Source organism: Arthrobacter sp. 01T428 (assembly GCF_056398685.1).
The window spans coordinates 88263-110142 of the sequence record NZ_JBFTPW010000004.1; the positions used below are offsets into that span (position 1 = coordinate 88263).

A 21880-nucleotide genomic window follows, 5' to 3' on the forward strand; every position below is an offset into this window, starting at 1 on the left:
CCCTCTTTCACGCCTGCACTACATCATGCCCATAGCCTGATGAATCATGGCATTGAGTGCGTCGATACCACCCTGGATCGTGCCCGTCGCGGCCATGTCTGCGAGCTTAAACAGAAGAGACTTCACCAGGCCGGTCTGCGGTGCGCCCGACTGGATGTGCTTAGTTGGGTCAGTTGGGAGTCCGCAGATCTGGCAGACATAGTCGTCGCGTTCAAGTACTGTCTAGCGGTGCTTTCCATGGAAAGTAGGACGGCGCTGCGCTTCCGAGAGAGGAAGAGGCACGCTGATTCCTTTTCGCGCCTTGCACTCTACGCAACGGCAATCATCGCCGCGTCCCGCTTTTTCGAGGAAAACTGCCCTGCATGCCTCGTGTTTCGCCGGGAAATCACCCGGGGCTGCCCCGATGTTCACTGCTTTTGCACTCCTCAAGGACCCGGAGCTTGGCGCCTGGGTCGTGGAGAATATTCCTTCCCAACAGAATGGTGGAGCGGATCACCCCGGTCTCCACTGAGATCGACCGTGAGACCGTCACATCGGAATTCGAGGTCGAGGACGCCTGGTCTATGGTGTGCGAACCTCTCGAACAGTGGGTGCTCCAAGACCACATCAGCCTGGGGCGGCCGCCGCTGGAAGACACACGGGAGTCCAACTCGTGGATGACGTCGAACCTTACGTGCTGATGAAGATGCGGCCGCTGAACGCTAGCCACCAAGGCATCTGCTATTTCTTATACCTCGTCGGCCGTGGCCTTAGGTCTCGGCGTCGTTCTGATACGGGGACCGCTGCTGGGTATGAGGGGCCGGAGTGCAACTTGGGGAACCGGGAACGATCCGAAAGTTCGCGAGGAAATAAGCGACGTGGGAGCGCCGAGCGAAGTTTCGGACCGGGGCCGGCGCGCAGCGCCCTGGTTGTGCGGAGGGCCTGCCCAGCGACAATCGACGATCAGAATGACAAACAGCGATGACTACTGCAACATGAGGCCACATCTGTGCGGTCGACGGTCAAGATTGTATCGCCGGAGAGACCCGTGCCCCAGGCCCTCGGTGGCGTTCTCTCGAACCAAACTGCCGGTTACCAATGGCTTGGTTGTCGATGAAAAAGCAGCATCTTGGTGATTCTTCCATCGCTTCCCTAAAGACGGAGTGAACATGAGAATGTCCAAGTCGGGACGAGCTCCACAAGCGGCGACCTGGCCGAGCGAGGCCCCGGCGATTGCAACCGACTCATCTTTAACTCACCGTAATGAGCGGCAACCAGCCCGGAGCTTCACGGTTGAGACGGGCAAGATACTCACGGAGGGGGCCGGCTGAAACCTTGCGCTCGAACTAAAATTGAGCAGCGAGAACGACCTGGGAAAGCGTGACGGCGCGACTGGTCAACGCCTCCAGTTCATTGTCATTGCAATCGGGTGATGCCCACCTGGTAGCTCCTTCAAGAAGGGTCATGATGACCTTGACCCGATCCTCGGCTTGCGTGAAGCCCATGTCAATGGCGGCAGCGACGTACATGTTCTGATGGAGGCTTACCCAGTCATTGACCTGATTGCGCAGGGCTGGCGGGAGGATATGGGCCATCCTGTCGGTGGCGACCAGCAAGTCCCAGAGGTTGCTTTCCGGGAGCTTCACCTGACGAATGAAGTGAAGCCTGACCATGGCATCCCAGAAAGACTCAGCAGAGGTCGCCGGTCCGACCGCTTCCAATAAGGCCATGCCAAAGCGGTGGAAGTGCCAGCGGAGCGATTCTGCAACGATTTCGTCCCTCCCGTTCGGGAAGTGTGAGTAAAGGCTGGGGGGCTTGATGTTAACGGCATTTGCGATCGTTCGCATCGAGACCGAACTGAAGCCGTTCGCTATTGCCAACTCAAGAAAGGCTTCAAGGATGTGCCGCCGCGAGGCCCCTTGGCCTGCCCAGTCCCACTCCTGAAGTTGGCGGGCGAAGGCGTCGCGCGCAGCCTCGTATGACCTACCGCTCATAACTTGACCCTAACAAAGAAGTAACCCCTAAAAAACTCTTGGCTAACGACCATTAGTTAGCCTATCCTGAAGGTGGGGTTAATGAAGCGCCCGCATTGAGCGCTTCTCCAAGTTTTAGACACAGGAGGCGGCGGACGTGGTCACGGAAGCGGTTCTGGATCAGGCCGTGAAGTCAATGGTGCCGGACGTGACGTCGTCGCCTGGCTCGTATCGGATTCCCCAGAAAGATCTTGAGATGGCTACTGCCGAAGTATTGTCCCCTTGGCCGCATGCGGCATTGCAGCAGATCGACCGAGTACGCGAACTTTTCCTGAGGCAACCAAATGCGGACCTCAGCGGCATCCGGCCGATCGTTGCCCGTTCCTGGTACCGGAGCCGCGCTGCCGGTGTCGATGGGGTCGCGGACCGCGGCTTCTTTGGTGAAGGCCGCATTGATGAACACACCATGGCAGCAGCCGGTCCGCACCTACAGAAGCTGGATGAGGTGGCTGCTGACTTGGGCGGCTATATCAGCCTGACAGCACCAAACGGGGTGCTTGTCAAAGCTAGCTTCCTCCGTGACGACGGTTTCCCTGCCGGATACTCGCTGCTGGAGGAGAGCTGCGGCAGCAACGGAGAGGGCCTGGCGCTGGAGGAGGGACGCGGTGTTTGGCTGGCCCCTGAGGAGCACTTCCGTGAGGACATGCGGGGCAACTGGTGTTTTGCCTCCCTTGTGCGGGACCCGTTCCATAACCGCGTGCGGGCTGTCATCGGTCTGACGCTCCCGGCCAACCGCGTCCCTGCCCTAGAGCCGTCATCTACGCTGCTGATGCTTGAGGGCGTTGCTTCGCGGATCGAGCGAGACATCGAGGTGCGGACTTCCTCCAGGGAACGGGCTCTTCTGAGCGAGTATTTGAGAATCTCGCGGCGAAGGGGCAACCGGGCAGTGATCGCAGTTGACGGGAAGAACTCGCTCCAGAATGCCTCGGCCTTGGCCATGCTGGTGGACAGCGATTTTTCCATCGTCTCCGGTTATGCCAAGGCAGTGATGTCCTCGGGCCGCGATATGACCTGTGAAGTCATGCTGCAGGGTCCGGGGCTGTCCACCTTGGAAATTTCGCCTGTGACCTTGTCCGCCGCGAACATTGGGGCAATTGTTGTGGTGCGGCCCCATGCCCCCGCCAAGGAGCATGCTGAAGCTGTGGCAAGTATCGTCACAAGGCTCGAATCGCTCCCGCAAGGGACCGCTGAGCGCTTGATGAAGCACGTGGAGGGCACAAGCACGGAATTCAAGCGTACCCTGAACCTGGCCCGGAAGGCTGTGGACCAGGAGAGGTCCGTGGTGATGATCGGTGAGTCGGGCAGTGGAAAACTTCGTCTGGCCAGCGCCATCGCATCATTGCGGGAAGGCCAAATGGTGGTTGATGCACGAAGCGGCGCCCTCCGGGCCCCGCAATTCATGGATGTGCTGCACCAGGTGGCAACAAAACTTCCGGCGACGTTAATTGTCGAACACGCCGACGAGATTTCCCAGCACGAAGCCAGCGAAATCGCCCACAACCTGCGGGGCAACTCGGCCACCAAACTGATCTTCACCATCACCCGCCCTACCGACGCCACACTGCTGCTCTCAGAAGCGTTCGACGTCCTTGAGATCTCGGTCGCACCCTTGCGCAACCGAAGGGAAGACATCCCCCAACTCGCCAATGCCATCGCAGCGGAGCTGGGGGAGCGCAGGCTGTCACGGAGGCTCATCACGACGCTTACCCACGCTGACTGGCCAAGGAACATTGACCAGCTCCGGGCCGTCGTGTGCAACGCGGTGGAAAGAGCAGAAGGCGCCGAAGTCACAGTGGACGATTTGCCGCAGGGATTCCACCGCGTCCTGACAAAGGGCAGGCTTTCGCGGCTGGAGGATGCAGAGCTCAGCGAGCTGCGGACGGCTTTGCAGGAGGCGGAGGGAAACCGCAGCCTGGCGGCAGAGAACCTCCAGATAGGGCGCTCCACTTTGTACCGGCGAATGGACTATTTCCGCAGCCGGGGCTTCGATCTCTGACCCGGAGCACCGGGAATAACTCCCATGGACTGAAAGAGCCGGCCATCTTCTTGATGGCCGGCTCCTTCGTGTTCGGTACCTGCCCGGGGCGAGTCCTGCCCGGGGCGAGTGCTGCCCGTGGGACAGTGTCCCACCCGGTGTCTCGATCTGGCACGGATGGAGTCCCGGATATCGGGTTGTACTTGAAACACCCGACACCGGCACCCGTCCCATGGAGTGTTCGGCAGCGAATGAGGGTACGAGACGAAGAGGACGACAGACTATGACCCGCGATGCCCAGGGAACCATATTGGTGGCCCCTCACCATTTCCCGAACCTGAACCGCGAGCACGCCCTCGCGGAGGAGTTCGGATACACACTCAACCCCGCGGCAGACACCGATGCCTTCCGTAAAGCGCTTCCCGAAGCCGACATTGTGATGATCACCCCCTACGCCAAACTCACGGCCTCGGACTTCCCGGTGATGTCCAAATGCCGCGCGGTCATCAGGTACGGAATCGGCTACGACAACATCGACGTTGCCGCGGCCACGGAAGCCGGCATCCCGGTGTCAATCGTCCCTGGAACGGCATCGGAGGAAGTTGCCTCCCACGCCTTTGCCATGGGCCTGGCTCTGGCCCGTCGCCTGCCAGCAGGCAACGCTTCGATCCGCGACCTGGGATGGGCCGGAACCATCGGCTACGACACACCGGTTCTCTCCGAGCTGGAAGTCGGCGTGCTGGGCATGGGACGCATCGGCCAGCACGTGGCCCGGATGTACTCGGCTGTCGGCGCCCGCGTCCGCGCCTACGACCCCTTCGTCACCGAGAGCTTCGTCGACCTGACCGGGATGGAAGACATCTTGGAAAACTCCGACGTCGTCTCGCTGCACCTGCCGCTGAACCAGGACACTGCCAACCTCATCTCCGAGGACGTCCTGGCACGGATGCGGAAGGGTTCGGTCGTCGTCAACGTTTCCAGAGGTGGCCTGATCGATGAAGCCGCTCTCGCGTTGGCACTAACCTCCGGACACATCGCCGGCGCCGGCATCGACACCTTCGCCGAAGAGCCACTGAGCCCGGAACACCCGCTTCGTTCCGCCCCCAATACCATCCTCACTCCGCACATCGCCTGGCGCTCCAACCGGTCCACGGACGCGCTCCAGGACGGCGCCGTCGAACGGGTCCGACTTGCATTGACCGGCCAGCCACTAATCGACCTTGTGAACTGAATAGACTGGAGAACTCGAAATTGGGAACAACCAATCATCTGGAAAACGTCGCGGGCATTAACCCCGCGGAAGATCCCCACCTGCGCCGCGGGCCACGCGGCTTCCCGCTGCTCCCTGGTGGCTACGGGCGCTCAACCTATTACACCGGAGCTCCAAGCCCTTACGCCATCAAGGGTGAAGGCTACCTCGTGTGGGATGACCGCGGCCGCGAACTGATCGACGCGAACAACAACTTCACGTCCCTGATCCACGGCAACGCCCACCCGGAAATCGTGGAGGCCGCAACGAAGGCCCTCACCACGGGATCCAGCTGGGGCATTCCAAACCTCTACGAGTGGGAACTCGCTGATCTCCTGCTGTCCCGCCTGCCCGACCTTGACCAGGTCCGTTTCACGAATTCGGGCACCGAAGCCGTCATGTCCGCGATCCGCATCGCGCGGGCAAGCACCGGACGCGAACGCGTCATCGTCACCAAGGGCGGCTACCACGGAACGTCCGAAGTGGCCCTGGTCCCTGGCGGACCCTCCTACCAGCGCGGCGTGACCCAAGGTGTTATCGACGACGTCACAGCAGTACCGCTGAACGACGTCGATGTCCTCCGCCACGCGGTGGAAACCGCCCCCGACCAGTACGCCGCCATCATCCTCGACCTGCTGCCCAACCGCGCCGGCCTGCTCACGATCTCCGACGAGTTCGTCCGGACCGCCCGGGAACTCGCGACCCGGCACGGCATTGTCCTGATCATCGACGAGGTCATCAGCCTGCGCCTCGGGTTCAACGGGTTCAGCGGAGAATACGGCGTTGCGGCCGACTTGCTGACCGCCGGCAAGCTCATCGGCGGCGGATTCCCCGTTGGCGCCGTCTGCGGCAAAGCCGAACTCATGGCCGAAGTGGACCCGACCCGTCCGGGCAGCCTGCCACACGGCGGCACTTTCTCCGGCAACCCGGTCAGCATGGCCGCCGGGGCGGTGTCGTTGCGCTTGTACACGCAGGAGGAAGTCAAGCGACTCAACCACTTGGGCGATTCCGCGCGGGACACCGTGAACGCCAGGATCGCCGATGCTGGCTGGGAGATCCGCGGACGTGGTTCGCTGCTGCGCGCCGTTCCTGCCGGAGCCGAGAAAGTAGGCGAGCAAACCCAGCACCAGCTGTGGTGGGCCTCCTATGAACGGGGACTTCTCGGTTCCCCTGCCAACCTGCTGTCCCTGTCCACGCCGATGGACGAGAAGGTCGTCTGCGACATCGCCGACCGCCTAGCGGATGCTGTGTTGGCAGTCGCAGCACACGCTCCGGCAACGGAAGGCGGCAAATAGGCATGAAGATCGTTTCCTACGAACACGAATCCGGAGTTCGCGGCGGAGTCCTGGTTGACGACGCTGTCTACGACCTAGAACTGCTCCTTCAGGGTTCCAGCCAAGCCGTTCAAGGCGCCACAACCTCCGTTCGTGAGTTCCTGGAACTGTACGGTGACCGGCTTGAGGAAATTTCGGCCGAAATCGGGACTCTGGTCCGTCAAGACCCTGTTGCCCGCGTGGGTCCACGGGACGGCGTGCGCCTCACCACACCGGTGTTGGATCCCTCCAAGGTGCTTTGCATCGGACTGAACTACAAGGACCACGTAGCCGAAACCGGACGGGCTTTCCCCGAGTACCCCGACGTCTTCGCGAAGTTCGCCTCCACCATGGTTGGCCCCGAAGACGAGATCGGGGGCGCCAAGGTCAGCGAAAACCTTGATTTCGAAGGTGAGCTGGCAGTCGTTATCGGACGTCGGGCCAGCGAGGTAACAGAGGAGGAAGCGTTGGACTACGTGGCCGCGCTCGCCCCACTGAACGACGTCACGGCGCGGGACCTCCAATACCGCGGCACCCAGTGGCTGGCCGGCAAAGCCGTCGACGGCTCAACCCCCTGGGGTCCTGCCCTGGTCACCCTGGATGAAGTGGGTGATCCGCAAGCTCTGGAACTGGCCACGCGCGTGAACGACATTGAAGTTCAGCGTTCCAACACCCGGTACCAGATCTTCTCCATCGCCCGGATCGTCTCCTACCTCTCAAGTTTCCTCACACTCGAGCCGGGCGACGTCATTGCCACAGGTACCCCAAAGGGCATCGGTGCCAAGCGGAACCCGCCTGTCTGGCTTGAACCTGGAGACACGGTGGAGATCGAGATCGAAAAGGTCGGGGTGCTCCGTAACCGCGTCGGCAAACCTCAGCTCTAATTCCCTGCAAGCTCTACGAAAGTAATGAAGACCTATGAGTGAAGTACAAACACAACCAGGTGAGGCCCGGTACCGCATCGCCGTCGACACCGGCGGTACGTTCACCGACGTCGTGGTCGGTTCCAACAGCGGCGACATGGCGGTCGGCAAAGCACTGACCACCTACGACCGCGTATTCACCGGCTTCGAAGCCTCTGTCCGCCGTGCGGCCGAGTCCGTCGGTTGGAGCGGCGACGACGTACTGCGCAACGCCGACGTCATTGTCTACGGCACCACCCACGCCACCAACGCCGTCCTCACCGGCAAGGTCGCCAGAACCGCACTGCTGACCACGGACGGCTTCGCCGACACCTTGCTGCTGCGCGAAGGCGGACGCCGGGACGCCTTCGACTCCAAGGCCGCCTACCCGCCGCCCTACATCCCCCGCCAGCTGACCTTCGAGATCACCGAACGCATCTCTGCCGAAGGCGACATCCTGGTGCGGCTGGACGAAGAACAGGTCCGGGAAGTCCTCGGCTCCTTCAAGGAACACGGGATCGAAGCCGTCGCCGTCTCTTTCCTCTGGTCGATCATCAACGACGCCCACGAGAAGCGGGTTGCCGAACTCATCAAGGAAATTCTCCCCGGCATTCCCTACACACTCTCCAACGAAGCCAACCCCACCATCCGCGAATACCGCCGCTCCTCCGCGGCCTCAATCGACGCTTCCCTGAAGCCGCTGATGGCAGACCACCTCGGCAAGCTCCGCTCTGACCTTCAGGAGTATGGCTTCGCCGGCGACCTCCTGGTCGTCACCTCCGAAGGCGCCGTTCTCGACGTCGCAGACGTCCTGGACCGTCCCGTGCTGCTGCTTAACTCCGGCCCGTCCATGGCGCCGCTGGTCGGCGCGGCGGCCGCCCCGGACCKCGACACGGTCGTTGTATGCGATATGGGCGGGACTACCTTTGACGTGTCGCTCGTTGAAGAAGGCGTTGTCCGCCACACCCGTGAAGCATGGCTGGGCGAGCCATTCGTTGGGCACCTCACGGGACTGTCCTCCGTGGCGGTGTCCAGCATCGGCGCCGGCGGCGGCAGCATCGCATGGATCGACGGCGGCGGCCTGCTCCGCGTCGGTCCGCAGAGTGCGCGCAGCACCCCCGGGCCGGCCGCCTACGGACGCGGCGGCGAAGAGCCCACCGTCACCGATGCCTGCGTGGCACTCGGGTATCTCGATACAGAGGGCTTCGAAGGCGGGTTCACCCTGGACCGCAAGGCCGCTGTCCAGGCTATCGACACCCGCATCGCCGGGCCGCTGAAGATGGACACTCTGCAGGCAGCACAAGCCATCCTGGACGTCTCCGCGAACCACATGGCCACGGCCATCCGACAGGCCGCACTCGAGCATGGCGTCGACCCTCGCGGTGCGCTCATTGTTGCCGGCGGCGGCGCAGGCGCCATGGTCGCCGCCGCGATCGGTGTCCTCCTTGAAGCCGACACGATCCTCATCCCGGCCACCGCAGGTGTCCTTGCCGCCTACGGCGCCCACCGCGCACCCATCGCCACCGAGTTCCTCTCGCCGCTGCACAACGACACCCGCAGTTTCGACGCCGGTTCAGCCTCCCGCGCTGTCGAGGAGCTCACCGCCAAGGCAGAACTCTTCGTGAAGCGGTTCGATGGCGTAGGAGATGCACCCAACATCACCTATTTCGTCGACGCCCGCTACCCGGGCCAGGCCTGGGACCTGAAGGTTTACCTGGATGCCGCACCCGACACCTCCGGCGATGCCGCCGGAATCATTGAACGGGCTTTCCACGAAGAACACGACCGACGGAACGGCACCCACGATCCGGACAGCCGGGTGGAGATCATCACCTGGGGCGTCCGGGTGGAAATCCCGCGGCCCGAGCACACCAAGTCCGAGAACGAACGCACACGGACCACCGAGGTCCACCGAACCGACGCCATCGTCTTCGGTGGCGAGAGCTTCAGCACCCAGCGGTACCGCGGAATCACGCTCGCCCCGCGCGACAAGATCCTTGGGCCGGCCGTCATCGACCAGCCCACCACCACCATCGTCGTGCCGCCGGAATGGAACGCCACGCTCGACGAACGATCCAACATCTACCTCACGCGTAAGGAGGCATAACCGTGGCGCGCGAATTCGATCCCGTAAAACTCTCGGTACTTGCCAATGCATTCGACGGCATCGTCCGTGAAATGACCAGCGGCCTGCTCCGCTCGGCACGCTCGTCCGTCATCAACACAGCCCGGGACTTCTCCTGCGCCGTCCTGACGGCAGACAACCAATTACTCGCAGCGGCAGAAGGTGTCCCCGTGCACGTCTTCGGCGCCGGCCCGCTCGGCGAAGACATGGTGGAACTGCACGACGACATCAGTGAAGGCGACGCCTTCCTCCACAACGACCCCTACATGGGCAACTCCCATGCGGCGGACCACGTCATCCTGGTGCCGATCTTCATCCAAGGACGCCACCTTTTCACCGCCGTGACCAAGGCCCACCAGGCAGACTGCGGCAACTCCCTGCCTACCACGTTCTTCGCCACCGCCCGGGACGTGTACGAAGAAGGCGCCCTGATCTTCCCCTGTGTGCGGATCCAGCGCGACTACACCGACATCGACGACATCATCCGCATGTGCCGCTCCCGCATCCGTGTCCCGGACCAGTGGTACGGCGACTACCTCGCCTCCGTCGGTGCTTCCCGCATCGCTGAGCGCCGCATCCACGAACTCGCCGAAAAGTTCGGAGTCGAAGACCTGGTGGACTTCGTTGACGCCTGGTTCGACTACTCGGAACGCCTCACAGCAAGCGCCATCGAAAAACTCCCAGAGTACGTCCTGCACGGCACATCAACACACGATCCTTTCCCCGGCACCGGCCCCGACGGCGTGCGCTTGCAGGCGACCATCGAAGTGAAGCCCAAGCAGGGCAAAATCGTCATCGACCTGCGGGACAACCCGGACAACCTGCCCAACGGCCTGAACCTCACGAAGGCAACGGCCACAGGCGCCGCTTTGGCCGGTATCCTCTCGGGCATCCCGGAGAACCTGCCAAGCAACGCGGGAACCTTCCGACGCGTCGACGTCTTGCTGCGGGACGGTTGCGCCGTCGGTGTACCCAAGCACCCCTATTCCTGCTCGTCCGGAACGACCAACCTCGCCGACCGCGTCGTGAACATCGTGCAGGCTGCCTTCTCACAGATCGACGACGGTTATGGGACGGCCGAAGGCGCGGCCGGCCAGGCACCGGCGAAATCCGTCATCTCCGGCATCGACGAACGCAACGGCAACCCTTACGTCAACCAGATCCTGGTGGGCGGTGTCGGTGGCCCGGCAACGCCCTACGTTGACGGGTGGCCGACTTACCAGCGTCCTGTCTGCGGCTCCCTGCTTTACCACGACAGTGCCGAGGTGGATGAACAGCGCTACCCGATCCTGATCCACGAACGCACCCTCGTCGCCGACTCCGGCGGAGCAGGCCGGCAGCGCGGTGGACTCGCCACACGCGTCACCATGGAACCCCGAGGGGAAAGCGTCACCCTCACCTACGGCATTGAAGGCAGCCTCAACCCACCCAAGGGTGTCCGCGGCGGGCACGACGGCAAAGCCCCTGCCACTTGGGTCGAGGACCTGCGGACCGGAGAACGCCGAGAAATTCCCGTGGTGGGCCGCTACGACCTGCAGTCGGGGGAGAAAGTCGTGTCCATCACTCCGGGCGGTGGAGGATACGGGGACCCCCTCGAGAGGGACCTTCTTGCGGTCTTGGACGACGTCCGCGAGTCCCGGGTCAGCCCCGACGCCGCACTCACGGACTACGGCGTGGTCTTCACCAATGGAGTGCTGGACGAAGAGGCCACCTTCAAGAACCGCCAGGAGCGTCTGGCCAGCTAGAACACAGTCATGGCAATTATTTCCGGGGCGGGGTATATTCCTCGCCCCGGAATGTTCCAACAATCAACAACGGAGATAGACATGGAACCCATTCGAGTCGGGATCATTGGCGTCGGAAACGTTCTGAACCAATACCTAGACAAGATCAGCGTCCACCCGGACGTAGCGATCGTGGCGCTGGCGGACGTGAACGCGGATGCCGTGAAAGCGAGGGCGGCAGAGTACTCGATTCCCAAAGCCCTCACACCGGATGAACTGCTGGCCGACAAGGACGTTGAGCTGGTCCTCAACCTCACCCCGCCCAAGCTCCACGCACCAGTGACGCTCAAGGCCATCGCCGCCGGCAAACACGTCCTCTCCGAGAAGCCTTTTGCCACCTCGCTGGAGGAAGCCAGGGAAATCCTCGATGCGGCGCGGGAAGCCGGCGTTAAAGTAGGTTCCGCGCCCACCACCTTCCTGGGGTCGGGCATGCAGACCAGCCGCAAACTCATTGACGATGGGTGGATCGGCAAGCCGGTAGCAGCCTTTGCATCCTTCGCGTGCCGGGGTTACGAGCACTGGCACCCCAACGTGGATCCGTTCTACAGCCCCGGCGCCGGGCCCATGCTGGACATCGGGCCTTACCTCATCACCAACCTGGTGAACTTCTTCGGTCCGGTCAAGCGCGTTTCCGCTACGGCGCCCCGCTCTTCGGAGACGCGTCCCCGCCCCGGCAAGGAAGGGGAAGTGATCCACATCCAGACCCCCACCCACGTTACGGGCACCATCGATTTCGAGTCCGGTGCCGCGGCCACGGTGATCGTCAGCTGGGACATTTGGAACCACAACCTGCCGCACTTGGAGATTTACGGTACGGGCGGCTCCCTCGCAGCGCCCAACCCCGACCATTTCTCCGGCGCGCCGGTGCTTCGGCGCGGTGAGCCCCGTGATCTCTCCTTGGACATGACCCCTCCTGGCGGTGGTGACTGGCGGGAAACGCCCATCACCCACCGCGACGACGCGTACCGAGGCATCGGCCTGGCCGAATTCGGCTACGCCATCCGCAAGGGACTGGAGCCCCGCACGGGCGGCGATTTCGCCTACCACGTGCTGGAGGTCCTGCTCGCCTTTGAAGCATCCTCTGAGCAAGGACGCCATATCGAGATCAAGAGCACCTGCGAGCGGCCCCGGCCGCTGCCTTCAGTAGGCCCGCAGGAACCTTACCGATTCGACTGACGGCCAGCAAAAACAGCAGCCGACGGCGGTACTCATGTGCCGCCGTCGGCTGCTGTTTTCTTGTGTCGATCCCGTGGGCTGCGTATCAAACTGGGACACAATATTGCTCCTCCACGGTGAAAACCTGATGTTCGGGCGAATCGGTTTGCAAATGCCGACGCACCTACGAATTTAGGAGAACGCATGACTAGCACAGCCGCTGCTGATATCGGCACCGACGTCGACATCAAAGCCGTCCGTCGCCGCACAGTCGCACAAGCAATCGTTGAATACCTCCAGGTCCAGTACAGCGAACTGGACGGCCAGAAGAGGCGCCTGGTTGCCGGCATGTACGGCATCTTCGGCCACGGAAACTCCGTCGGACTGGCCCAAGGTATCGACGAATACGGCGTGGACTTCCCCCACTACCAAGGCAAGAACGAACAATCGATGGTCCACGCAGCCATCGGCTTCGCGAAGGCTTCCAACCGGGCAGCCACCCTCGCCTGCACGGCCTCCGCCGGCCCGGGATCCACCAACATGATTTCCGGCGCGGCAACGGCCACCACCAACCGCCTGCCGGTCCTCCTGTTCCCGGCAGACATCATCAACAACCGCTTCGGTGACCCGGTTCTGCAGCAAATCGAACACCCGGTCGAACGCGATGTCTCCGCCAATGACTGCTTCCGCCCGGTGAGCCGCTACTTCGACCGCATCACCCACCCGGCTCAGCTGCTCTCCACTCTCCCCGAAGCCATGCGTGTCCTCACCGACCCCGTGGAAACCGGCGCAGTGGTGGTCTGCCTCCCGCAGGACATCCAGGGCGCGGAGTTCGACTTCCCGGAGTCGTTCTTCACCCCGCGTGTTTGGCACATCCGTCGCCGTCCGGCAGTGGAGGACGAGATTCGCGACGCGGCTGAAATCATCCGCAATGCCAAGCGTCCCCTGCTGATCGCCGGCGGCGGAGTCCGCTATTCCAAGGCGCAGGAGGAAGTGGCGCGCTTCAGTGCCGAATTCGGCATCCCTGTCTCGGAAACGTTTTCCGGCAAAGGTAGCGGCCCGATCAGTGAATTGAACCTGGGCGGCCTGGGCGTCACAGGAACCGTCGGCTCCAACGAAATCGCCGGCGGCGCCGATTGCGTGATCACCGTGGGCTCGCGCCTGCAGGACTTCATCACAGCCTCGCACTCACTGTTCCAGAACCCGGACGTCAAGTTCGTGCACCTCAACGTCGGGTCCTTTGACGCGCACAAGATGGGCTCATTCCCGGTGATCGGTGACGCGAAGCTGAACCTGGCTGCACTGCGTGAGCGCCTCGCGGCGGAGGGCTATAGCACGTCCGGGGACTTCCGCAACGACATCGCCGATGCCCGGAAGGCTACCGCCGAAATACGCAAGCATGACCTCCAGGCCTTCCCCGGCGAAAACATGAGCCAGGCGCAGGTCATCGAGATACTCAACAAGGAAACGAACAGCCAGGACGCACTGGTTCTGGGTTCCGGCGGCACTGTGGAAGGCATCCACAAGGTGTGGGATCCGTCCAACGGCACGGATATCCACTTCGAATACGCCAACTCCTGCATGGGCCACGAGATCCCGGCAGGCCTCGGCTACCGCTTGGCCCGTCCCGACGCGCCGGGTGACGTGTTCGTGCTGATCGGTGACGGCACCTACCTCATGCAGCCCACTGAACTGGTAACGGCGGTTCAGGAACGCAAAAAGATCATTACCATCGTGATCGACAACCGCGGACACCAATGCATCTGGCCGCTCCAGGTTGCCAAGGGCGGCCCGGGCCGTGAATTCGGTACCCAATACAAGGAACGCGGCACGGAGTCCGGCCGTCTCGACGGGGCGGTTCTTGAGTTCGATATCGCTGCCAATGCCGCGAGCATGGGTTGCGCCGCCTGGTCCACGACGACGGTCGAGGAGTTCACTGCGGCGCTGACCGAAGCACGCGAGGTCGAAGGTCCCGCCGTCATCGTCGCCCATGTGGAACCGTGGCGGTACCTGTCCGGCAACGGCTCCTTCTGGGATGTTGGAGTTCCGATGACGTCCCAGCGCCCGGGTAGCCAGGAAGGGACTGCTAAGCACCTCGAAGGCCGTGCCCGCCAGCGCTACTACGCGGCTACCACCGTACCCGACGCCAGCTAGGCGTTACCGGGCGGGATCGTCTTTGAGGGGCGGTCCCGTCCGGCCCTGTTTGGATCCAACATCCCTCGAAAAGGAGCATTCACCATGGGCGCATTCGCTGTTATTGACCCGGCCACAGGTACCACCCACGCAGAGTACCCTGCGGCCACAGATGCAGAGATCAAAGCAGGTCTCAGCGCTGCCCAGAAGACGTACCAGGAGTGGTCACGCACCACCACCGTCGCGGAGCGCGCAGCCTTGGCAAAACGCCTGGCTGACTTGTTCGTTGAGCGCAAGGACAAGCTCGCAGCCATCATCAACCGGGAAATGGGCAAGCCGCTGCACCAGGCGGTCGGGGAAGCCGAGTTTTCAGCCAGCATCGCCACCGCCTTCGCCGAGAACGCCGAAGAGTGGCTTGCCGATGAGGAACTCGAAGTAGCAGACGGCCTGCGGAGCTTTTTCCGGTACCAGGGCCTCGGAGTGATCCTCGGCATCATGCCGTGGAACTACCCTTACTACCAGGTGGCTCGTTTCGCGATCCCCAACATCATCCTGGGCAACACCGTCATTGTGCGTCACGCCAGCCAGTGCCCCGAGTCGGCACTGGCCCTGGCGGAACTCTTCCGCGACGCAGGGTTCCCCGAAGGCGCGTACGTCAACCTTTTCGCCACGCACAAGCAGATCTCGGACATCATCGCCGACGACCGTGTGCAGGGTGTATCGCTGACGGGCTCGGAACAGGTTGGTGCGATTGTTGCTGAGCAGGCCGGGCGCGCATTGAAGAAATGCGTCCTGGAGCTCGGCGGTGCGGACGTATTCCTGGTGCTCGACACCAATGACATCGACCTCGCCGTGAAGAAGGCCATCATGGGCCGCATGGGCAACACCGGACAGTCCTGCAACGGTTCCAAGAGAATCGTCGTCATGGACAAGTACTTCGACGAATTCTCCGAGAAGTTCAAGGCCGCGATTGCCGGACAATCCTACGAAAACGGGGACTTTGGGCCGCTCTCCTCGGACGCTGCCACTAAGTTCCTGACCCAGCAGGTGCAGGGCGCCCTCGATCAGGGCGCCGAAATCTTGGTCGGCAACAACCAGCCCCAGGGGAACGTCTTCACGCCAACGGTAATCACCAACATCACACCCTCAATGGATGTCTACAGCGAGGAGCTTTTCGGTCCGGTGGCGCAACTGTACAAGGTCAGCAGCGACGAGGAAGCCATCAAGCTCGCAAACTCCTCCCCGTACGGACTTGGCTCTGTCGTGATCTGCGAGGACCTCGAGCGCGCCGAACGGGTCGGCAACCAGCTCGACGTCGGCATGGTCTTCGTGGGTGCCTACGACCTTAGCGGCGCTGACGTTCCGTTCGGCGGCGTCAAGAAATCCGGCTACGGGCGGGAACTGGGCAAGGTGGGCATGCTGGAGTTCGCCAACAAGAAGCTGTTCCGTTTCGCGAAATAAGCAACCACAGAACCGCAGAAAAACGAGAGGCCGGATCATTTTGAACTGGTCCCCGGAAGTTGGACTGGCCAAATAAGATCCTAAGCCGCTAGGGCCTGGGCACGGTATTGCACCGGGCTCAGGCCCTTGAGCTTTGCCGAGATCCGTTCGGTGTTGTACCAGTGGATGTACTCGTGCAGTGCTGTTTTCAGTGCGTCGACGGTGAGGAACCGGACGTGGTGGAAGAGCCACGAGACGTGCTGATATTGGAAACCCTGGTCCGAACGGACTAGCGGTTTCTACCTGTCCTTGAGTGTCGCCAGCTTCTTCCTGCGGGCCTTGCAGACCAGCCCGAGGGCACGCATCAGCTTCAACACGGTCTTCTTGGCAACCGAGCACCCCTCCTTGGCCAGTTCGGTGTGGATGTGCCGGTGCCCGTACCGGGCGTGGTTCTTCTTGTAGATGTCCATGATCTCGGACTTGAGTGTCCCTATCGCGCCCTCACGCTGTTCCTCCGATAACGAACTGCTGACGCGCATAAAACTGCTCCCCGAGAGTTAGAACTGATTTCTCAGTCCAACTTTCGGGGAGCAGTTCAATTTCGATCCGGCCTCGCATTTCTTGTTGGCAGGGCTATGCCTGGTACGTGGTGGTGCCAGAGACCTCGGGAACTTCAATCCAGGCGCCGGACGCGGCGCTGCGCAATGACGCGTCAACCAGCTCGGATGCTGACCAGCCATCGGCGACCGACGGGCCGAGCTGCTTGCCTTCGGCGACGGACCGCAGGAACAGTGCTGCTTCGATCGTCTTGAGGTCGTTGAAGCCGATACCCGGACCTGCGTTGGGCTGGAAGCGGCCGAACTCACCGAAGGACGGCGGGGTCATGATGGTGCGGTAGCCGCTGCGGTCCGTGGCGACTTCCAGCTGGTTCATGCGTTCGAAGTTCCAGCGGACGGATCCTTCGGTGCCGTAGACCTCCACGATGTACTCGGCATGCGGGCCGATGGCCACGCGGGTCGTCTCGAACATGCCGATAGCGCCGTCCTCGAAGCGGGCGAGCATGGCGGTGTAATCTTCGTTCTCCACTTCACGGGTGACATCCGAGGCCTCACCGGTGTTGAAGGAATTCGAGGAAGTACCTGCCGGGAGGGGGCGTTCCTTGATGAAGGTCTCCGTGACGGCGTTGATCGAGGCGATGCGGCCGACCAGGAATTGGGCAAGGTCAAACCCGTGGCTCAAGATGTCACCGAGGACGCCGGAGCCTGCACGGGCTTGCTCGTAGCGCCACGTGAATACCTGGTTCGGGTCAGAAGCGTAGCTCGTCAGCAAACGGATCTGGACATTCGTGATACGGCCAAGGGCGCCCGAGCGTATGAGGCGGCGTGCCTCGGCGATCGCTGGAGCGTGACGGTAGTTGAAGCCCACCGAGGTGATGAGGCCCGCGGCCTCGGCACCCTGAGCAATCTCCCGGGATTCCCGTGCGCTACGGCCCATGGGCTTCTCGATCCAGAAGTGCTTGCCCGCCTCGATCGTGGCCAAAGCGATCTCATGGTGCAGGAAGTTCGGAGAACAGATGGAGACCACGTCCACATCAGGGTTCTCCAGGACCTTGTGGTAGTCAGTGGCAGTCTCGGCATAGCCAAGCGCGTCTTCGGCGTGGTGTCGTCCGGCGTCGTCAGGGTCGGCCGCAATCACCAACTCGGGGTGACGGGGCAGTTCTGGGAAAAACTGCTTAGTGGCCAGGTAGGCACGTGAATGCAACCGCCCCATCCACCCTACCGAAATCAGGCCTACGCCGATGCGGCTCTGGTCTTTCAAGGGAACTCCTCCGTCTAGCAATGGTTTCTTGGAAATGGTGCCGCGGGAAGGGGCGGCATCTGTCGATCAGCATATGAGGCACAGAGGCGTCCTCTGTGTCTCAATGTGAGACATCGGGCGGGACCGGGGCGCTGGTTTAGTGGAACACAACCTAGACCACGCCAACCATAAGGGGTCCTGTCGACGATGATGAGCCGCAGCGAACAAGCGAGAACGGAACCGTTGAGGGTCCTCGTCACCGGCGCCACATCCGGTGTCGGGGAAGCGACCGCCAAACTTTTTGCACGACGGGGCGCCCGTGTCGCACTGCTGGGCCGGCGGTCAGAAGAACTTCAGCGAGTTGCGCGGGAGATCGGCGCGGGCGTGCACGTTGTGACGACCGATGTCGCAAACGCTGAATCGGCCAGGAACGGGGTCCGCGGAGCAATCCATTCACTTGGCGGACTCGACGTGGCGGTCAACGCCGCAGGGGTTGCCGGCTATGTAGCCCTTGAAGACTTGGATGAACACCGGTGGCACGAGGTTCTGGAGACCAACCTTTCCGGCACTTTCTACGTTTCCCGGGAAGCCGGCCTCCACATGCGCGGTGCCGGTGGAGGAGCGATGGTCAATGTCGCCTCGGACCTCGCAGTTATGGGAGTCCCCGGATTGGCCCACTATTGTGCAGCGAAGGCCGGCGTCGTGGGACTCACCAAGGCGTTGGCTCTGGAGCTGGCCCCCGATGTCCGCGTCAACGTCATCTGCCCTGGACCTATTGATACGCCCATGTTGAGGACGGGCCTTGAATCGGAGCCGGACCCGGTCCTTGCCCTGCAGCAGAAAAAAAGCACTGTGCCGCTGGGCCGGCTCGCGGACCCGGATGAGGTGGCCGCGGCCATTTACTTCCTCGCCGTCGACGGCACCTTCGCAACCGGAACCAGCATGGCGTTCGACGGCGGCACTTCCGCCGCGTAACCGCCTCACCAAAACCCGAAGATATAGAACAAGCCAAGGAGCTTCGAAAGACATGCCAGAGTCGAACTACAACGACCTCCGCAGTGCGCGATGGTTCGCGCCGCAGGACCTCACGGGATTCGTGCACCGTACGGCCATCCAGGCAGAAGGCTTCTCGCGCTTCGCCCTCAAGGACAAGCCGGTTATCGGCATAGCGAACTCCTGGTCCGAGCTCGTCAACTGCAACATCCATTTCAAGCTGCTGGCCGATGCTGTCAAGCGGGGCGTCCTGATGGCTGGCGGTTTGCCTTTGGAGTTCCCGACCATCTCCCTGGGCGAGAGCCTCATGAAGCCTTCCGCCATGCAGTTCCGGAACCTGATGGCCATGGACGTCGAGGAATCCATTCGTGCCTACCCGCTGGATGCCATCGTGTTGCTGGGAGGCTGTGACAAGACGGTTCCCGCCCAGCTCATGGGCGCGGCCAGTGCCGACATTCCGACGATCATGCTGACCGGCGGACCCCAGGAGCCGGCACACTTCAGGGGCAAGCAACTCGGCGTCGGAACGGACACCTGGAAATTCGCCGACGAGCTGCGGGCCGGGAAAATCAAGCAATCAGATTTTGATGAACTGGAATCTGCCGCGAAACCGTCGGCAGGTCACTGCAGCGAGATGGGCACCGCGTCCACCATGACCTCCCTCGTTGAAGCCCTCGGCATGTGCCTACCCGGCACCGCCTCCATTCCCGCTGTCGATTCGCGTCGTGGCGCCGCGGCAGAAGCTACAGGTCGCCGCGCAGTGGAGTTGGCTTTGTCGCAGGGTCCAAAGCCCAGCGAAGTACTGACCAAAGAAGCCTTCGACAATGCGATCACGCTCCTGATGGCAGTGGGTGGCTCGACCAACGCCGTGGTCCACCTCCTGGCCCTTGCACGGCGCGTGGGATACGAGCTGGAGCTGGACCGGTTCCACGAGATCTCGGAGCGGACTCCCCGTATCGTCAACGTGCGTCCTTCCGGCGAGTACCTGGTGAAACAGCTCTTCGAAGCCGGGGGTATTCCCACGGTGCTCAAAGCGCTTGCCCCGCTGCTGAACAAAGATGTGATCACGGTCAGCGGCGAGACCCTCGAAAAGGGTTATATCGACGCCCCTGAGCCTGACGGCGTCGTAGTCAGTAGTCTTGACGAGCCCTTTGACGCCTCCGGTGGCATCGCCGTCGTTCGCGGTTCCCTGGCCCCCAACGGCGCCGTTATCAAGCGCAGCGCAGCCTCCAAAGATCTTTTGCAGCACAAGGGGTCCGCGATCGTTTTCGAGGACATCTATGACCTTGGACGCAGGATCGATGACCCGGAGCTCGACGTTACAGAGGACTCCGTACTCGTGCTCCGCAACAGCGGTCCGGTCGGAGCGCCCGGCATGCCGGAGTGGGGCATGCTTCCCATTCCAGAGAAGCTCCTTCGCAAAGGAGTCCGGGACATGGTACGGATCTCAGACGCTCGGATGAGCGGAACGGCCTTCGGTACAACCGTCCTGCATGTTTCGCCCGAAGCAGCCGTCGGCGGTCCGCTCGCGATCGTTCGGGACGGGGACCCGATCGTTCTCGATGTCGAGAATCAGCGCCTTGACCTGGACCTGCCGGCGGAAGAGATCGAGAACCGCCTGGCCGAACTCAAGCTCCCCGAGCCGAAGTACCGGCGTGGATACGGCCGGCTGTTCATCGACCACGTCAATCAGGCGCACGAAGGCTGTGACTTCGATTTCCTGAAGGGCCTGCCGGACGAAGAGCCCCAACGGCTGCCTTACGGCCTGATGAGCGGCTGGCAAGGCGGCTGGTAAGAGCAGGGCTCACAACTACAGATGCGCCGCCGTCTCAGAAGGACGGACTGAAAGGAGAGAAAGATGTCTCGACCCAAGGTGATCACCATCGTCCAGGAGGGCCGTCCTGTCCCGCCTGTTGAGCGGCTGGACGCTGAGGCCGAGGTCGTGGTGGTCCGGACGGCAGACGATTTCCGGGCGGCACTGCCCGGAACCGAAATCCTGTTCCTTAATGACTTCCGCACCAAGCTTCTGCGCGAAGTGGGTCCAGGGGAATTGCGTTGGATCCACACCTCCAGCATCGGAGTAGACAGCCTGATGACCGATGAGATCGTCAATAGCGACATTGTGGTGAGCAATTCCCGTGGAGTGTGCGAACGGCCCATCGCGGAGTGGGTTCTGGGAGTTTTGCTGATGTTCACCAAGGACCTGCGCCGCACCATTGAGTTGCAGCAGGCCCGCACGTGGCAGCACCGCGAAACCGAGCCGCTCCTGGGCAGGAAAGTCTTGGTGGTCGGTCCTGGGCCTGTGGGCCGCGAGACAATCCTCCTGCTGCGCGCAGCCGGCATGGACGTCACGGTCGTTGGAAGATCCGCCCGTGATGATGCCCAGCTCGGCGCCATCGCGTCCTTCGACGATCTCGACGTACTCCTCGGTGAGGCTCAGGACGTGGTGCTGACCGTACCGCTCACCGAGGAGACCCGTGGCCTGTTCAATGCTGCACGGTTCGACAAAATGCGACCGGGCTCCCGCCTCGTAAATGTCGGGCGTGGCGCGGTGGTGGTGGAGCAGGACCTCCTCCAAGCCATTGACGCAGGTCACCTGGGCGCGGCAGCCCTGGATGTCTTTGAGCATGAGCCGCTTACACCTGGTAACCCCCTGTGGAGCCGCAAGAACATCCTGGTGTCCCCCCACGCCTCAGGAGACCTGATCGGTTGGCGCGGCCGAGTCGTGGACTGCTTCGCGCGGAACCTTGAGCGGTGGAAAACGGGGCAGCCTCTCAATGACGTGGTGGATCTCAAAAAGCTGGGGGCGACAGCTCCAAAAGTGGCGTCCCGGGCTGCTGCAACACTCCCGTAATCGCCCCATGAGTGCAACGCATAATGCCAGTGGAGAACTGAACGCGAAAATGCCCCAACCGGTCGCTTTTTGGGAAAAAGCAGAAGTGGGAGACGCCGTTCGACTGCAAAGAGCAGGCTGGCCTCCGCACGATGGTTATGTGGACACG

16 protein-coding genes and 1 pseudogene are annotated in these 21880 nt (G+C 62.3%); 13 read left to right on the forward strand and 4 right to left on the reverse strand.

What is annotated here, in order from left to right:
* The first annotated feature begins 479 nt into the window (after positions 1-479).
* On the forward strand, positions 480-680 hold the full coding sequence (locus AC1DJB_RS07130) for a hypothetical protein (protein ID WP_476910089.1): 201 nt from the start codon (positions 480-482) through the stop codon (positions 678-680).
* A 645-nt stretch (positions 681-1325) separates the two neighbouring features.
* Here the strand turns inward: AC1DJB_RS07130 and AC1DJB_RS07135 are convergent.
* Positions 1326-1973: a TetR/AcrR family transcriptional regulator gene (locus AC1DJB_RS07135; protein ID WP_476910090.1), complete on the reverse strand. Its 648-nt coding sequence runs from the start codon at positions 1971-1973 to the stop codon at positions 1326-1328.
* Positions 1974-2109: 136 nt separating this feature from the next.
* Here AC1DJB_RS07135 and AC1DJB_RS07140 point away from each other — a divergent pair, with 136 nt between their 5' ends.
* The 9 genes from AC1DJB_RS07140 to AC1DJB_RS07180 all read left to right on the forward strand — a co-directional run bounded on the left by AC1DJB_RS07140 (position 2110) and on the right by AC1DJB_RS07180 (position 16109).
* Positions 2110-4008 carry a sigma-54-dependent Fis family transcriptional regulator gene (locus AC1DJB_RS07140; protein ID WP_476910091.1) on the forward strand — a complete coding sequence of 633 codons (1899 nt, stop codon included), beginning with the start codon at positions 2110-2112 and terminating at the stop codon, positions 4006-4008.
* 262 nt (positions 4009-4270) lie between these two features.
* Positions 4271-5218, forward strand: a complete 948-nt coding sequence (locus AC1DJB_RS07145; RefSeq protein ID WP_476910092.1) for a C-terminal binding protein — start codon at positions 4271-4273, stop codon at positions 5216-5218.
* 20 nt (positions 5219-5238) lie between these two features.
* Positions 5239-6531, forward strand: coding sequence for an aspartate aminotransferase family protein (locus AC1DJB_RS07150; RefSeq protein ID WP_476910093.1), 1293 nt, complete (start codon positions 5239-5241; stop codon positions 6529-6531).
* Positions 6532-6533: 2 nt separating this feature from the next.
* Positions 6534-7433 carry a fumarylacetoacetate hydrolase family protein gene (locus tag AC1DJB_RS07155; RefSeq protein WP_476910094.1) on the forward strand — a complete coding sequence of 300 codons (900 nt, stop codon included), beginning with the start codon at positions 6534-6536 and terminating at the stop codon, positions 7431-7433.
* A gap of 34 nt (positions 7434-7467) precedes the next feature.
* Positions 7468-9558 carry a hydantoinase/oxoprolinase family protein gene (locus tag AC1DJB_RS07160; RefSeq protein WP_476910095.1) on the forward strand — a complete coding sequence of 697 codons (2091 nt, stop codon included), beginning with the start codon at positions 7468-7470 and terminating at the stop codon, positions 9556-9558.
* Positions 9559-9560: 2 nt separating this feature from the next.
* A complete protein-coding gene (locus AC1DJB_RS07165) occupies positions 9561-11321 on the forward strand; it encodes a hydantoinase B/oxoprolinase family protein (RefSeq protein ID WP_476910096.1) in 1761 nt (586 codons plus the stop codon).
* Between the two features lie 81 nt (positions 11322-11402).
* Positions 11403-12536, forward strand: a complete 1134-nt coding sequence (locus AC1DJB_RS07170; protein ID WP_476910097.1) for a Gfo/Idh/MocA family protein — start codon at positions 11403-11405, stop codon at positions 12534-12536.
* Positions 12537-12719: 183 nt separating this feature from the next.
* Positions 12720-14669: a 3D-(3,5/4)-trihydroxycyclohexane-1,2-dione acylhydrolase (decyclizing) gene (iolD, locus tag AC1DJB_RS07175; protein WP_476910098.1), complete on the forward strand. Its 1950-nt coding sequence runs from the start codon at positions 12720-12722 to the stop codon at positions 14667-14669.
* A gap of 84 nt (positions 14670-14753) precedes the next feature.
* A complete protein-coding gene (locus AC1DJB_RS07180) occupies positions 14754-16109 on the forward strand; it encodes an NAD-dependent succinate-semialdehyde dehydrogenase (RefSeq protein ID WP_476910099.1) in 1356 nt (451 codons plus the stop codon).
* Positions 16110-16189: 80 nt separating this feature from the next.
* On the opposite strand, the pseudogene AC1DJB_RS07185 reads toward AC1DJB_RS07180, so the two are convergent.
* From AC1DJB_RS07185 to AC1DJB_RS07195, 3 genes and pseudogenes are all read right to left on the reverse strand, one after another.
* A pseudogene (locus tag AC1DJB_RS07185) lies at positions 16190-16324 on the reverse strand (IS3 family transposase); the annotation flags it as partial.
* A gap of 63 nt (positions 16325-16387) precedes the next feature.
* Positions 16388-16627 carry an IS3 family transposase gene (locus tag AC1DJB_RS07190; protein ID WP_476910100.1) on the reverse strand — a complete coding sequence of 80 codons (240 nt, stop codon included), beginning with the start codon at positions 16625-16627 and terminating at the stop codon, positions 16388-16390.
* Between the two features lie 94 nt (positions 16628-16721).
* Positions 16722-17906 carry a Gfo/Idh/MocA family protein gene (locus tag AC1DJB_RS07195; RefSeq protein WP_476910101.1) on the reverse strand — a complete coding sequence of 395 codons (1185 nt, stop codon included), beginning with the start codon at positions 17904-17906 and terminating at the stop codon, positions 16722-16724.
* Positions 17907-18092: 186 nt separating this feature from the next.
* Between AC1DJB_RS07195 and AC1DJB_RS07200 the strand changes: the two genes are divergently transcribed.
* The 3 genes from AC1DJB_RS07200 to AC1DJB_RS07210 all read left to right on the forward strand — a co-directional run bounded on the left by AC1DJB_RS07200 (position 18093) and on the right by AC1DJB_RS07210 (position 21732).
* Positions 18093-18860: an SDR family NAD(P)-dependent oxidoreductase gene (locus tag AC1DJB_RS07200; RefSeq protein WP_476910102.1), complete on the forward strand. Its 768-nt coding sequence runs from the start codon at positions 18093-18095 to the stop codon at positions 18858-18860.
* Positions 18861-18912: 52 nt separating this feature from the next.
* Positions 18913-20673, forward strand: a complete 1761-nt coding sequence (locus AC1DJB_RS07205; RefSeq protein ID WP_476910103.1) for an IlvD/Edd family dehydratase — start codon at positions 18913-18915, stop codon at positions 20671-20673.
* Positions 20674-20736: 63 nt separating this feature from the next.
* Positions 20737-21732, forward strand: coding sequence for a D-2-hydroxyacid dehydrogenase (locus AC1DJB_RS07210; RefSeq protein WP_476910104.1), 996 nt, complete (start codon positions 20737-20739; stop codon positions 21730-21732).
* Positions 21733-21880: the final 148 nt, after the last annotated feature.